Source organism: Aeromonas sp. 600479, assembly GCF_049175515.1.
In the GTDB taxonomy this organism is placed as follows: domain Bacteria; phylum Pseudomonadota; class Gammaproteobacteria; order Enterobacterales; family Aeromonadaceae; genus Aeromonas; species Aeromonas veronii_A.
In genome coordinates this window covers 59,113-72,683 of sequence record NZ_JAAKVF010000001.1, presented here as the reverse complement: position 1 = coordinate 72,683, position 13,571 = coordinate 59,113, and the positions used below count along the sequence as shown (strand labels likewise).

Sequence of the window (13,571 nt, the reverse complement as noted above, 5' to 3'; positions counted from 1 at the left end):
TATCAGTGAGAAATGTGGCCTGCATTGGAGGCAGGCCACATTTTCAGCTATTTTCCGCCACCGGTCTCATCGGTTGAGGCGCATCGAGTTGGTTACCACGATGAGTGAACTGAGCGACATGCCCGCCGCCGCCAGATAGGGGGGCAGCCAGCCGCAGGCCGCCAGCGGCAGCACCAGCAGGTTGTAACCGATGGACCAGGCGAAGTTCTCGATGATGATCTTGCGGGTACGCATTGCCAGCACTCTGGCCTCGAGCAGTCGGCTCAGGTCATCGGCCAGCAGGATGGCATCGGCGCTGTTTTTCGCCAGATCGGTGCCACCAGCCATGGCAAACGAGGCGTGAGCGCCAGCCAGTACCGGGGCGTCGTTGATGCCATCGCCCACCATGATGCTGATATCCCCTTGGGCTTCCCGGGCCTTGAGGTAGGCCAGCTTGCCATCGGGCGAGACCCCCTTGACCAGCTCATCCACTCCTAGCTCGCGGGCAATCTCGTCTGCCTGCAAAGAGCTGTCGCCAGTCAGCACGGTAGTTTGCAGACCGGCCGCCTTGAATGCCGCGATCAGCGCCCTGGCATCGGGGCGCAGGGTATCTTCCAGATTGAAGCGGGCCAAGACCTGCTGCTCGTCGGCCAGATAGATAGCCAGACCGCGGCCGCGCTCTTGCGCCGGATCCAGCCCAAGCCAGCGGGCACTGCCGATGCGGTAGCGTACGCCATCAACCAGCGCTGTGATGCCGTGACCTATGACCGGGGTGATCTCGCGGGCGGATGGCAGCACACTGATACTGTCGGCGGGCAGCCGGAAGGCGCGAGCTATGGGGTGCTCGGATTGCGCCTCCATGGCCCGGGCGATGGCGAGGCAGTGCGTCTCGTCCATCTCTGCCAAGGTGGTGGTGCCGGTCAGACTGATCTCACCGGTGGTCAGGGTGCCAGTCTTGTCCATCACGATCCGGTTTGCCTTGGTCAGTATGTCCAGCACATGACCACGGCGCAGCAGAATGCCGTTGCGGGTCAGATTGGCGGTGGCCGAGGTTAGCGCCGTCGGAGTGGCCAGCGACAGGGCACAGGGGCAAGTGGCAACCAGCACGGCGAGGGTGACCCAGAACGCCTGATCCGGTTGATGGAAGTGCCAGAAGGTCCAGACCGCGGCGGCAATGATCAGCAGCACCAGAATAAAGTGGCGCGACAGCTGATCCGCCATCTGGGCGATGGCCGGTTTATCATCGAGGGCGTGATCCTGCAGCCGCATGATCTGGGCGATCCGCGACTCTTCGATACGGTGGCTGACCCGGATCTGCAGCGGGGCATCGGTGTTGATGGTACCGGCATAGACCTGATCACCGCGCTGTTTGAGCAGGGGCAGCTGTTCACCGGTCAGCATGGATTCGTTGAGGCTGGCTTGCCCTTCGACAATGATGCCATCCGCCGGCAAGGTGGCGCCAGCCAGCACACGTACCCGATCGCCGACCTGCAAGGTCTTGGCCGCTACCTCATGTTCCCCTTCCTCATCGATGCGGGTCGCCATGATGGGCACCAGTCGCGCCAGGTTGGAGCTCGATTCCGACGCCTTGCGCCGGGCCCGCAACTCGAGAAAGCGCCCCAGCAGCAGGAAGAAGACGAACATGGTGATGGAGTCGTAATAGACTTCACCGGTATTGAACACGGTGGCCCACATGGAGGCGATAAAAGCCCCGATCAGCGCCAGCGACACCGACACATCCATCGACAGATGGCCCTGTTTCAGGCTGCGCCAGGCACCCACGTAAAAGGGTTGGGCTGAATAGATCATGATGGGGGTGGAGAGCAACAGGCTTATCCACTTGAAGTAGACCATGAACTCATCTTCAACACTGATGAAGAGGTCCATATAGAGAGCCACGGCGCACATCATCACCTGCATGGAGCCAAGCCCTGCCAGTGCCAGCCGGAACATATAGCTGCGCACCTCTTTGGCGTAGAGCGCCTCCTGTTGATGGGTCTGGAACGGATAGGCGCGATAGCCGATCTGGGCAAATCCCTTGAGGATGTCACTCAGGGAGAGCTGGCCCGGATCCCACTTGATGCGGGCCCGGTGGGTGGTGGTGTTGACGTTGATGTAGCGCAGGCCGCCAAGGGTCATTAGGTGACGTTCGATAAGCCAGGCACAGGCGGCGCAGGTGAGCCCTTCAACTGTCAGCTGGATTTCGCGAAGGGTACCGTTGTCGGTGACAAAATCCTGTTGTACTTCTGCCAGATCGTAGTGGGTGAGGGCGGCCAGCTCCTCGGGCACCAGATCGCCCTTGGTGCCGGGAGCGGTGCGGTGATCGTAGTAACTGGCGAGGCCGCACTCCATGATGGTTTCTGCCACAGCCTGACAGCCGGGGCAGCACATGGGGCGAACAATCCCCTTTATCTCGAGGGAATAGCCACTATTGGCGGGTACCGGCTCGCCACAGTGAAAGCAGGGGGTCATGCGTTATGCCTCCCTGAATGCAGAATGCAAGCAGCAGGGGCACTGGCGAGCACCGGCTCGCCACAGTGAGAACAGCCGGTCATGGCTTAGCGTCCTTTCGGGTCGAGTTCGACAGGGGCCAGGGTGGGCAGCTGGACGGTCTCTTGCAATCGCCATTGGTGATCAAAGGCATCGACCCGAATGTGCCACTTGCCGACCAGCGGCTTGTCGAAATGGAGGCGATAGGTACCGCTCGCATCGGCGGTGATCATGTGTTCACTGTCCTGACCGGCCAAGGTCGGGTGGAACAATGAGAGATAGAGAGCTTGCCCGGCAGGAATGTCACCGCTGATGGGTTTGAGGGTCAGCTCGTTGCCGTCAACCTCCAGCCCAAAGCGGATATTGAGCGCTTCGGAGCGGTCAAACTTGCTCAAGTCCTGATTGATCTCTTTCCCTTGTTTGTAATAGTCCTCGGCTACCAGATTGACCCCATCCTTGCTGGCGATGATGGCGGTGGCGATGCTGCCGACAACGGCGGCAGTGGGGAGGGCGATGATAAACCAGGGCCAGAATTGGCGATACCACGGTTTGGATAGAGGTTGGGTCATGATTGCTACTGCCATGAAACGAATGATTAACGTGGAAGATGGTTTTTACGTAACACAAGATAACAAAAAGCCTCGAGGAGTCGAGGCTTTTTGCTGTGTAATCACGTGTTTATCACATGTTACGACTTATGTGAGCGACCTTTATTTAGCAGGCTGATGGGACAGGCTGTAAACGTAGGAGGCCAGCAGGTGAACCTTGTCCTCACCCAGAATATCTTTCCAGGCTGGCATCACGCCGTGACGACCGTGGGTGATGGTTTGTACCACCACTTCGCGGGAGCCACCGTAGAGCCAGGTGTTGTTGGTCAGATCTGGCGCCCCGACGGCAATACCGCCCTTGGCATCGGCACCGTGGCAAGCTGCGCAGATGGCGAAGCGGGCTTCACCTTTCTTCGCTTCCACCAGGTCAACCTTGCGACCGGAGAGGCTCAGCACATAGGAGGCCACTTCCTGAACGCCATCTTTGCCGAGGATTTCACCCCAGGCAGCCATGATCCCCTGACGACCGCCCATGATGGTGGTCTTGATTTGATCAGGCTGGCCGCCCCATTGCCATTCGCTGTCGGTCAGGTTCGGGAAGCCGCGGCCACCACGGGCATCGGAGCCGTGGCACTGGGAGCAGTTCTGCAGGAACAGACGCTGACCCACTTTCAGGGCTTCCGGATCCTTGGCGATCTCGGTGATGGCTCGATAGGTTTTGCCATCCGCTTCGTAGGTGAGTTCACGGAACTTGGCGCCGTAGATCTCGTCAGCCTTGGCGACCTCGCGGTCATACTCCACTGCGCGACCTTCGGCCTTAGCCGATTCGGTTGCAGCCTTGGACTCTGCCAGCGAGCGCACGTCCTGGTTGGAACTTTGCCAGCCCAGAAGGCCTTTGAAGTTGCCAAGCCCCGGGAAGGCGATCAGATAGACCAGACCGGTGACGATGAAGAAGAGGAACATGTAAGTCCACCACTTCGGCAGCGGGTTGTTGATCTCCTCGATGCCATCGAAGGAGTGACCCATCGATTTGCCTTCTTCAACACCCATCTTGTCCTTGCGGCACCACATCAGCAGCAAGAAGCAGCCGAGGATGGTTCCCAGACTGATGACAGTCACAAAAATGCTAAACAGAGTGCTCATTATTGTTTCGCTCCTGCGTTCTTTTTATCAGCACCGGGTTGCTCATCATCGGCAAAAACCAGATTGGCAGCCTCGTCGAAAGAGGTCTTGCGGCGTTTGCTGTAGGCCCAGACGATGATGCCAATCATGATGGCCATCAACAGCAAGGTATACAGACCGCGAAATGTGCCGTAGTCCATTTTCGCCTCCTTATTTCAGGGCATGACCCAGTGATTGCAGATAGGCCACCAGCGCATCCAGCTCGGTTTTACCCTTCACGGCTTCGCCAGCACCCTGAATATCGGCGTCGGTATAGGGCACACCGAAGTGATCGCGGAACAGCGCCAGTTTTTTGCCGGTCATCTCGCCAGTCAGCACGTTGGTATCAAGCCAGGGGTAGGCGGGCATGTTGGATTCCGGTACCACATCGCGCGGGTTGATCAGGTGAACCTTGTGCCACTCGTCGGAGTAGCGGCCACCGACACGGGCCAGATCCGGACCGGTACGCTTGGAGCCCCACAGGAAGGGGTGCTCCCAGACGCTCTCGCCAGCAACCGAGTAATGACCGTAACGCTCGGTTTCGGCACGGAACGGACGGATCATCTGGCTGTGGCAGTTGGTGCAGCCTTCGCGAATGAAGATATCGCGCCCTTCCATCTGCAGTGCGGTATAAGGCTTGAGGCCCTCCACCGGCTCTGTGGTCTGCTTCTGGAAGAACAGCGGAGTGATTTCAACCAGGCCCCCCAGACTGATGGCGAAGATGATGCCGACCACCAGCATGGGAACGCTTTTTTCAAATATTTCGTGACGGTTATTGTTGCTCATGGGTTGACCTCTTCAATCATGCTGGCTGGGCGACAGGTTCCAGAGAACCTTTGGGCGCAGTGATGGTGCGATAGGCGTTGTAAGCCATCAGCAACATGCCGGTGACGAAGAAGCAACCTCCCAGGAAGCGCACGAAATAGAAGGGATAGGATGCCTGCAGCGCTTCAACGAAGCTGTAGGTCAGGGTGCCGTCTTCGTTGACTGCACGCCACATCAGGCCCTGCATCACGCCGGAAATCCACATGGCAACGATGTAGAGCACGGTGCCAACGGTCGCCAGCCAGAAGTGAACGTTGATCAGCTTGACGCTGTACATCCGGCCCTGGCCGAACAGGTTCGGGATCAGGTGATAGACAGCACCGATGGAGACCATGGCAACCCAGCCCAACGCACCGGAGTGAACGTGACCGACGGTCCAGTCGGTGTAGTGGGAGAGGGCGTTAACGGTTTTGATCGCCATCATCGGGCCTTCGAAGGTCGACATGCCGTAGAACGACAGGGAGACGATCAGGAAGCGCAGGATAGGGTCATAACGCAGTTTGTGCCAGGCACCGGAGAGGGTCATGATGCCGTTAATCATGCCGCCCCAGGAGGGTACGAACAGGATCAGGGACATCACCATGCCCAGCGACTGAGCCCAGTCAGGCAGTGCGGTGTAGTGCAGGTGGTGCGGACCGGCCCAGATATAGAGGGAGATCAGCGCCCAGAAGTGCACGATGGAGAGGCGATAGGAGTAAACCGGACGACCCGCCTGCTTGGGCACGAAGTAGTACATCATCCCGAGGAAGCCGGCGGTCAGCAGGAAGCCTACCGCGTTGTGGCCATACCACCACTGCACCATTGCATCCATGGCGCCGGAGTACATGGAGTAGGACTTCATGCCGGAGAGCGGCACTTCCATGTTGTTGACGATGTGCAGCACCGCAACGGTGATGATGAAGGCGCCGAAGAACCAGTTCGCCACATAGATGTGGGAGGTGGTGCGCTTCATCAGTGTGCCGAAGAAGACGATGGCATAGGCGACCCATACCACAGTGATGGCGATATCAATCGGCCACTCCAGCTCGGCATACTCTTTGGCGGAGGTGTAACCCAGCGGCAGAGAGATGGCGGCAGAGAGAATGATGGCTTGCCAGCCCCAGAAGACGAAGGTTGCCAACGGGCCACCAAACAGTCTGGTTTGACAGGTGCGCTGTACCACGTAGAACGAGGTGGCCATCAGGGCACTGACGCCAAAGGCGAAGATCACTGCGTTGGTGTGGAGGGGCCGCAGACGACTGTAAGTCAGCCAGGGGGTTTCGAAGTTGAGGGCAGGCCAGATCAACTGGGCTGCGATCAGTACGCCAACCGACATGCCGACAATTCCCCAGACAATCGTCATGACGGTAAACTGGCGAACAACGGTGTAGTTGTACTCAGGATGGTTAGTTGTATGGCTCATCGTTATATTCCGCTTCCGATGCTGCTGTTGTTTGATGTTTTATCCGGAAAACCGGACTGGCTCCATCAAGCCACCGCCAACCAGTTGTTAACGCCTGTTAACGAAAGGAAAAGCAAAAGATGGCTAAATGAAAACTGCATGGGAATGATACTGAAGCGACAGGTAAAATAACAGTATAAACAGTGATATATTTGGTTCCGTCCGGTATCGTTCTGGCCGTTTTTTACCTTGTTCGAGATCACAAAAAACATTTTAATTGCATCTTAAACGGACGTTTTTTGATGAAAGAGAGACTTACCGCACGTAAAGTACTGCACCTTGCACTTGTATTGGCGCTGCTATTGGCGCTGGTGGCCTATCGCACCTGGTTTTCGGCCGATAACAGCATGACTGCTGGCCAGACAAAAGATCAGATTTGTGATCTTTCCCACACACCTTGCAGCGCATTGATTGGTAACAAGCCACTAACGGTGGCCATCAAGGTGTTACCGCTACGTGCCGAACATGACTTTGCAATAGATATCCAAGGGGGCGACCCGGAAATCAAGCCGTTAAAAGCCTGGCTGGAAGGGCGAGATATGTTTATGGGGACCATTCCGGTGAACTTTGAACAAGTCGCGGGAGGATGGCAGGGTACAACACAGGTAGGAAGCTGTACCTCTCCGGTCATGGTCTGGTTGCTCAATATTGAATGGAGCAATGGCCAACGCCAGCAATTGGCCCTCTCTGTTGCCCGTGAATAATCGTTCAATGGTGGCAGAGTGGAAAAAATATTTGAAATTTCCCTGGCAGGCGTTACCTTCCCCAAACCATCAGGGAGTGAAGTGCATTTAATCATGATTGAAAAACAACCATTTTATCGCACCCTCAACCAGCAGGCCAAGGCACTACTGGAGGGCGAAACCGATCTGATTGCCAATATGGCCAACTTGTCTGCGCTGCTGAATCAGGAGCTGACGGAGATCAACTGGGTCGGTTTTTATCTGTTGCAGGGCGAGACTCTGGTATTGGGGCCGTTTCAGGGCAAACCGGCCTGTGTGCGGATCCCGGTCGGCCGCGGGGTGTGTGGCACAGCAGTGGCAGAGGGGAAAACCCAGCTCATTGATGATGTCCACCAGTTCGACGGTCACATCGCTTGCGATGGCGCGAGCAACTCGGAAATCGTGATCCCGGTGCGCCGCGGTGACGAGATCATCGGGGTACTCGATATCGATAGTCCAGTTTTTAACCGTTTCGACCAGCAAGATCGAATTGGTCTTGAAGAAACAGTGCAAATTTTGGAAAGCATGCTCTAAGTCATTGCTAGATGGTTCGCAAAAGGCCCCAAGCTCTCTATAATGGGGCCTTTGTTGTGCTCGGGACGTGCCCGTGCGTTTATATGAAAGCCAAGGTTATACATGGAAAACACTGAGAAGCTGAAGAACAGTAAAGAGATCGTTGCCTACCTGGTCGAGAAATTCCCGGCCTGCTTCGTTGCTGAAGGAGAGGCCAAGCCGCTCAAGATTGGCATCTTCCAGGATTTGGCCGAGCGTCTTGCTGACGATGCCAGAGTCTCCAAGACCATGCTGCGCTCCGCACTGCGTCAATACACCTCCAGCTGGCGCTACCTGCACGGACTCAAAGCTGGCCAGGCTCGCGTTGATCTGGATGGTAATCCGGGTGAACTGCTGACCGAAGAGCACATCGAGCACGCCAAGCAAGCTCTGAAAGAGAGCAAAGAGCGCGTATTCGCCAGCCGTCGTACCAATACCAAAGAGAAGGATGAGAAGGCCAAGAAGCCTCGTCGCCCTGCTGTGCACAAAACCGAGAAGGCTGATGTCGCTGCCAAGCCGAAGGCTGCCGCCAAAGTGCCCGCTGCTGAAGCTCCGCTTGTTAAAGTGGATGCCGCTACGCTGAAAGTGGGCCAGGATGTGCGCGTCGTTATGGGTAAATTCCCGGTTCCGGCAACCATCAAGGAAGTGACCAAGGACGATGTACAGGTCCAACTGCAGACCGGCATGATGGTGCGGGTCAAATCAGAGCACTTGGTTCTCTAAGGAGACAAATGTTGAAGCATGGCGTAATTCGTTTTTCCCTCGTTGCCTGTAGCCTGGCGCTTGCCGGGCTTGCACAGGCCATCGAGCCGGTGCTCAAGGAGAGTGATTTGCCTGTGTTGGCTCAAGAGAGCCAACATGCTACGGCCAGCAAGCGAATTACCAATCTGTTTACCCGCTCGCACTACAAACAGTTCAAGCTGGATGATGCCTTTTCCTCCGTGATTTTCGATAAATATCTGGAGAATCTGGACTACAGTCGCAACCTGTTTTTGGCCTCTGATATCAGCCGTTTTGAAAAATACCGTAACGGTTTTGACACCGACCTCGAAAGAGGCCGTCTGGCACCCGCCTACGAGATGTTCAACCTGAGTCAGCAACGGCGTTATGAGCGGTTCGAATACGCCCTCAAACTGCTTGACACTCCCTTTGATTTCACCCAGCCCGACAACTATGTGTTCGATAGAGAAGGTGCGGCTTGGCCCAAAGATGAAGCAGAGCTCAACGAGCTGTGGCGTCAGCGAGTCAAGTTCGATGCCCTGAGCCTCAAACTCAGCGGCAAGGAGTGGCCCGAGATCAAGGAGCTGCTTGGCAAGCGTTACAACAACGCCATCAAGCGAATGTCCCAGACCGAGAGCGAAGATGTCTTCCAGCTCTTCATGAACTCCTTCGCTCGCGCCATCGAACCCCACACCAGTTACCTCTCACCGCGCAGTGCCGATCGTTTCAACACCGAGATGAACCTCTCGCTGGAAGGGATCGGTGCCGTGTTGCAGGCGGAAGATGACTTTACAGTCATCCGCTCCTTGGTACCCGGTGGTCCTGCTGCCAAATCCAACCACCTCAAGCCTGATGACAAGATCACCGGGGTGGGACAGGAAGATGGCAAGATTGTTGATGTGATCGGCTGGCGTCTCGATGACGTTGTCGAGCTCATCAAGGGACCCAAGGGGAGCAAGGTCAAGCTTGAAATTCAGCGCGGCAAGGGCGCTACCGCCAAGACCGAACAGATCGAGCTGACCCGTGACAAGGTGCGCCTTGAAGACCGGGCAGCCAAGTCCAAGGTGATCACCGCCGAAGGCAAGAAGATCGGTGTCATCGAGATTCCAAGTTTCTACGTCAATCTGCACGATGATGTGATCAAGGAGCTCTCCAGCCTCAACAAGCAGAAGATCGATGGTTTGATCATCGATCTGCGCGGAAACGGCGGCGGAGCCCTGACCGAAGCCTCTGCCCTGAGCGGTCTCTTCTTTGGCAGCGGTCCTGTGGTTCAGATCCGGGATCATATGGGTCGTATTACGGTCAACGGTGACGATGATGGCAACGTCTATTACGGCGGTCCCATGTCGGTGCTGATCGACAGATACAGTGCATCTGCCTCCGAGATCTTCGCCGCCGCCATGCAGGATTATGGTCGCGCCCTGATCCTGGGGGAAAACTCGTTCGGCAAGGGGACGGTGCAACAACATCGCAGCCTCGCCAAGGTCTATGACTTCTACGAGCAGCCGCTGGGTCACGTGCAGTACACCATCGCCAAGTTCTACCGGATCAATGGTGGCAGTACCCAGAACAAGGGCGTTGCGCCGGATATCAGCTTCCCGACACCGGTTGCGCCGGAAGAGACGGGCGAAAGCCGCGAGTTTAATGCGTTGCCTTGGGACAAGATAGCCTCAGCCAACTACGAGAAACTCGGCAATTTCACCAGTCTGCTGCCCAAGTTGCAGGCTGCCCACGATGCCCGGATCGCCAAGGATCCCGAGTTTGCCTATGTGATGCAGGACATCGCTGACTACAAGGAGGAGAAAGACAAGAAGTCGGTCTCCCTCAACGAGGCGGAGCGTGTTGCAGAGCAGGCGAAACAGGATGAGAAAGCGCTTAAACGTACCAATGAGCGCTTGGCACGTCTTGGCAAGCCGGCAGTCAAGAGCCTGGACGAACTGCCCGCTGATTTTGAAGCGCCCGATGAGTATCTCATCGAAGCGGCCAATATCACGGCGGATCTGGCTATGGACAGCAAACGCAGCTGACAGGCAACCCATCATGCACAAGGGCGACTGCGGTCGCCCTTTCTTTTTATCTGGCACATCTGACGTCATGCAAATCGTTTGACCCCGCCAGTTGGTTGTGACAGCCTCTTTCTCGCCTTTAACAAGCGTGGAAGCAGACAATAATGACCGATCACTCCCAGGCCATGACGGCCAAATATCGCCAGGATTATCAGGCGCCGCTCTACTGGATCGACACTATCGACCTCGATTTCCAATTGCAGGAACCACTGACCCAGGTCACTGCCATCACCCGCATTCGCCGCAACGGCGAGCACAATGCGCCGCTGGTCCTTGATGGCGAGCAGCTGACCCTCAAGAGCATTGCCATCGATGGCATTCCCTGTGACCACTACGAGCAAGGCGAGAGCAGTCTGACCCTGTTCAACCTGCCGGCCGAATGTGTGCTGACCATTGTCACCCTGCTGGATCCGGCCGCCAACACCGCACTCGAAGGGCTTTACAAGTCTGGCGATGCCTACTGCACCCAGTGTGAAGCTGAGGGCTTTCGTCGCATTACCTATTATCTGGATCGCCCCGACATTCTGGCGCGCTACAGCACCCGCATTACCGCCGACAAAGCCAAATATCCCTTCCTGCTATCCAATGGCAACAAGGTCGACAGCGGTGATCTGGATGGCAGCCGTCACTTCGTGCAGTGGCAGGATCCTTTCCCCAAACCGAGCTACCTGTTTGCGCTGGTGGCCGGTGATTTCGATGTGGAGCGCAGCCACTACACCACCAAGAGCGGCCGCAAAGTGGCCCTCGAGATCTTCGTCGACAAGGGCAACCTCGATCGCGCCGGTTTTGCCATGGAGAGCCTCATCAATTCCATGCGCTGGGACGAGCAGCGTTTCGGCCTCGAGTACGATCTCGACATCTACATGATCGTCGCGGTGGACTTCTTCAACATGGGCGCCATGGAGAACAAGGGGCTAAACATCTTCAACTCCAAGTTCGTACTGGCCAACCCGGCCACCGCCACCGACAGCGACTACCACGGTATCGAACGGGTGATCGGTCACGAATATTTCCACAACTGGACCGGCAACCGCGTCACCTGCCGCGACTGGTTCCAGCTCAGCCTGAAAGAGGGGCTGACGGTATTCCGGGATCAGGAGTTCTCCTCCGATCTGGGCTCCCGCGGCGTCAACCGCATTAACAACGTGCGTACCGTGCGCGGCCCGCAGTTTGCCGAAGATGCCGGCCCCATGGCGCATCCGATCCGCCCGGATGTGGTGATCGAGATGAACAACTTCTACACCCTGACCGTCTATGAGAAGGGGTCGGAAGTGATCCGCATGATGCACACCCTGCTAGGTGAAGAGGCCTTCCAGGCCGGTATGCGCCTCTACTTCGAGCGTCACGACGGCTCGGCCGCCACCTGCGATGATTTCGTGCAGGCGATGGAGGATGCATCCGGTGTCGATCTCGGCCGTTTCCGCCGCTGGTACAGCCAGTCCGGTACCCCCGAGTTGACCGTCACCGACGAGTACGATGCCGCCAGCGGTATCTATCGCCTCCATGTGAGCCAGCACACCCCGCCGACTCAGGATCAGCCGCAGAAGCTGCCGCTGCATATCCCCTTCGATATCGAGCTCTATGACGAGCAAGGTGCCGTCATCGCGCTGCAATATCAGGGCAAGGCCATCGGCAACGTGCTCGATGTGCTCGAAGCGGAGCAGACCTTCGAATTCGATCAGGTGCCGGTCAAGCCGGTTCCCTCCCTGCTGCGGGACTTCTCCGCGCCGGTCAAGCTGTACTATGACTACAGCGATGAAGCGCTCGCCTTCCTGATGCGCTTTGCTCGCAACGAGTTTGCCCGCTGGGATGCCGCCCAGATGCTGATCAACAAAGCGGTCATCGACGGGGTGGCGCGGGTGCAACACGGGCAGGGGGTTGAGCTCTCCCAAACCCTGCTGGCCGCTTTCGTCGCCATTTTGGACGACAGCGAGCTGGATTTGGCCCTCAAGGCGGAGATCCTGGCGCTGCCAGGTGAAGCGACCCTAGCCGAGCTGTTCGAGGTGGCCGATATCGATGCCATCCATCAGGTGCGCGACGCGATCCACACCCGTCTTGCCGAGGCCTTTGGCGCGCGCTTGGCGGCTACCTATCAGAGCCTGCGTCTGAGCTGCTATCAGGTGGTGCACGCCGATATGGCCAAGCGGGCCCTCAAAGGGGTGGTGCTCGGCTATCTGGCTGCGCTGGATGCGGAGCATGCCGATGCGCTGGTGCGCGAGCAGTACGCAACCGCCGACAACATGACCGACACCCTGGCGGCGTTGCAGGTGGCCAACGGCTATCTGCTGCCATGCCGCGCTGCGCTGCTGGCCGACTTCGAGGGCAAGTGGGCCAAGGATGGACTGGTGCTGGACAACTGGCTGCGGCTGATTGGCAGCAAGCCGGCTGCCGATGTGCTCGGCGAAGTGAAGCAGGCAATGAATCATCCTACCTTCAGCATTCGCAACCCGAACCGGCTGCGGGCGCTGATCGGCAGCTTCGCCATGAGCAATCAGGTGCAGTTCCATGCGGTGGATGGCAGCGGTTACCGCTTCCTGACTGATCTGCTGATCGAGCTCAACGAAGTCAATCCGCAGGTGGCCTCCCGCCTCATCACGCCGCTTATCCAGTTCAAGCGACTGGATGAGGCGCGCAAGGCGCTGATCCGCGCCGAGCTGACCCGTCTTGCCAACCTTGAGGGGCTGGCACGGGATCTGTTCGAGAAGGTCAGCAAGGCGCTGCAGCAGTAAGTGTCGATGGGGCAGGAGCGTTACGCTCCTGCCCCATTGTGTGATTTGTCGTGTGATCAGGAGCAAGCGTGAAGCAGTTTACTTTTCGGCTCTCATTGAATAGCGATGAGGTGATGCTGATGTATCAGGGCCACGTCAGACGGCTGGTGGTGCGTAGCGAACAGGGATTGACCCTGGAACTTGGTATAGAAAAAATACGGCCCTTTGTCGCCATCAATGGTGTGCATGGCTACTTTCGGCTGAAAACCCAGGACGATTACCGCTTTATCAGTCTCGAACGCATAAATTAACAAAAATCGAACAGATTACCGACTGTTTATCTGCTTTGCGTCACTATC

13 protein-coding genes are annotated in these 13,571 nt (G+C 57.2%); 7 read left to right on the top strand and 6 right to left on the bottom strand.

Features of this window, described 5'->3' with window-relative positions:
• Window positions 1–66: 66 nt before the first annotated feature.
• The 6 genes from G5149_RS00340 to ccoN all read right to left on the bottom strand — a co-directional run bounded on the left by G5149_RS00340 (window position 67) and on the right by ccoN (window position 6,405).
• Window positions 67–2,451 (bottom strand): heavy metal translocating P-type ATPase, encoded by a 2,385-nt coding sequence (locus G5149_RS00340; RefSeq protein WP_421211061.1) that lies wholly within the window; start codon window positions 2,449–2,451, stop codon window positions 67–69.
• An 86-nt stretch (window positions 2,452–2,537) separates the two neighbouring features.
• Entirely contained in the window at window positions 2,538–3,038 is a 501-nt protein-coding gene (locus G5149_RS00335; protein WP_005345427.1) for a FixH family protein, read from the bottom strand.
• Window positions 3,039–3,179: 141 nt separating this feature from the next.
• A complete protein-coding gene (ccoP, locus tag G5149_RS00330) occupies window positions 3,180–4,160 on the bottom strand; it encodes a cytochrome-c oxidase, cbb3-type subunit III (protein ID WP_047435046.1) in 981 nt (326 codons plus the stop codon).
• On the bottom strand, window positions 4,160–4,339 hold the full coding sequence (locus G5149_RS00325) for a CcoQ/FixQ family Cbb3-type cytochrome c oxidase assembly chaperone (protein WP_005336620.1): 180 nt from the start codon (window positions 4,337–4,339) through the stop codon (window positions 4,160–4,162). The genes ccoP and G5149_RS00325 overlap by 1 nt, the downstream gene beginning before the upstream one ends.
• A 10-nt stretch (window positions 4,340–4,349) precedes the next feature.
• A complete protein-coding gene (ccoO, locus tag G5149_RS00320) occupies window positions 4,350–4,964 on the bottom strand; it encodes a cytochrome-c oxidase, cbb3-type subunit II (protein WP_021230095.1) in 615 nt (204 codons plus the stop codon).
• Between the two features lie 16 nt (window positions 4,965–4,980).
• Window positions 4,981–6,405 (bottom strand): cytochrome-c oxidase, cbb3-type subunit I, encoded by a 1,425-nt coding sequence (gene ccoN / locus G5149_RS00315; RefSeq protein WP_005336616.1) that lies wholly within the window; start codon window positions 6,403–6,405, stop codon window positions 4,981–4,983.
• Between ccoN and G5149_RS00310 the strand changes: the two genes are divergently transcribed.
• The 7 genes from G5149_RS00310 (at window position 6,397) to G5149_RS00280 (ending at window position 13,523) form a co-directional block, all read left to right on the top strand.
• Window positions 6,397–6,576 carry a hypothetical protein gene (locus G5149_RS00310; protein ID WP_148344940.1) on the top strand — a complete coding sequence of 60 codons (180 nt, stop codon included), beginning with the start codon at window positions 6,397–6,399 and terminating at the stop codon, window positions 6,574–6,576. The genes ccoN and G5149_RS00310 overlap by 9 nt on opposite strands.
• Before the next feature lie 110 nt (window positions 6,577–6,686).
• On the top strand, window positions 6,687–7,148 hold the full coding sequence (locus G5149_RS00305) for a hypothetical protein (protein WP_421211060.1): 462 nt from the start codon (window positions 6,687–6,689) through the stop codon (window positions 7,146–7,148).
• Window positions 7,149–7,241: 93 nt separating this feature from the next.
• The gene (locus G5149_RS00300; RefSeq protein ID WP_005345435.1) at window positions 7,242–7,700 is read left to right on the top strand and encodes a GAF domain-containing protein; all 459 of its coding nucleotides are present in this window, start codon (window positions 7,242–7,244) and stop codon (window positions 7,698–7,700) included.
• A gap of 102 nt (window positions 7,701–7,802) precedes the next feature.
• Window positions 7,803–8,441: an RNA chaperone ProQ gene (proQ, locus tag G5149_RS00295; protein ID WP_421211059.1), complete on the top strand. Its 639-nt coding sequence runs from the start codon at window positions 7,803–7,805 to the stop codon at window positions 8,439–8,441.
• A gap of 8 nt (window positions 8,442–8,449) precedes the next feature.
• On the top strand, window positions 8,450–10,465 hold the full coding sequence (gene prc / locus G5149_RS00290; protein ID WP_005345439.1) for a carboxy terminal-processing peptidase: 2,016 nt from the start codon (window positions 8,450–8,452) through the stop codon (window positions 10,463–10,465).
• Between the two features lie 143 nt (window positions 10,466–10,608).
• The gene (gene pepN, locus G5149_RS00285) at window positions 10,609–13,233 is read left to right on the top strand and encodes an aminopeptidase N (protein WP_421211057.1); all 2,625 of its coding nucleotides are present in this window, start codon (window positions 10,609–10,611) and stop codon (window positions 13,231–13,233) included.
• A 68-nt stretch (window positions 13,234–13,301) separates the two neighbouring features.
• The gene (locus G5149_RS00280; protein WP_005345441.1) at window positions 13,302–13,523 is read left to right on the top strand and encodes a DUF2835 family protein; all 222 of its coding nucleotides are present in this window, start codon (window positions 13,302–13,304) and stop codon (window positions 13,521–13,523) included.
• Window positions 13,524–13,571: the final 48 nt, after the last annotated feature.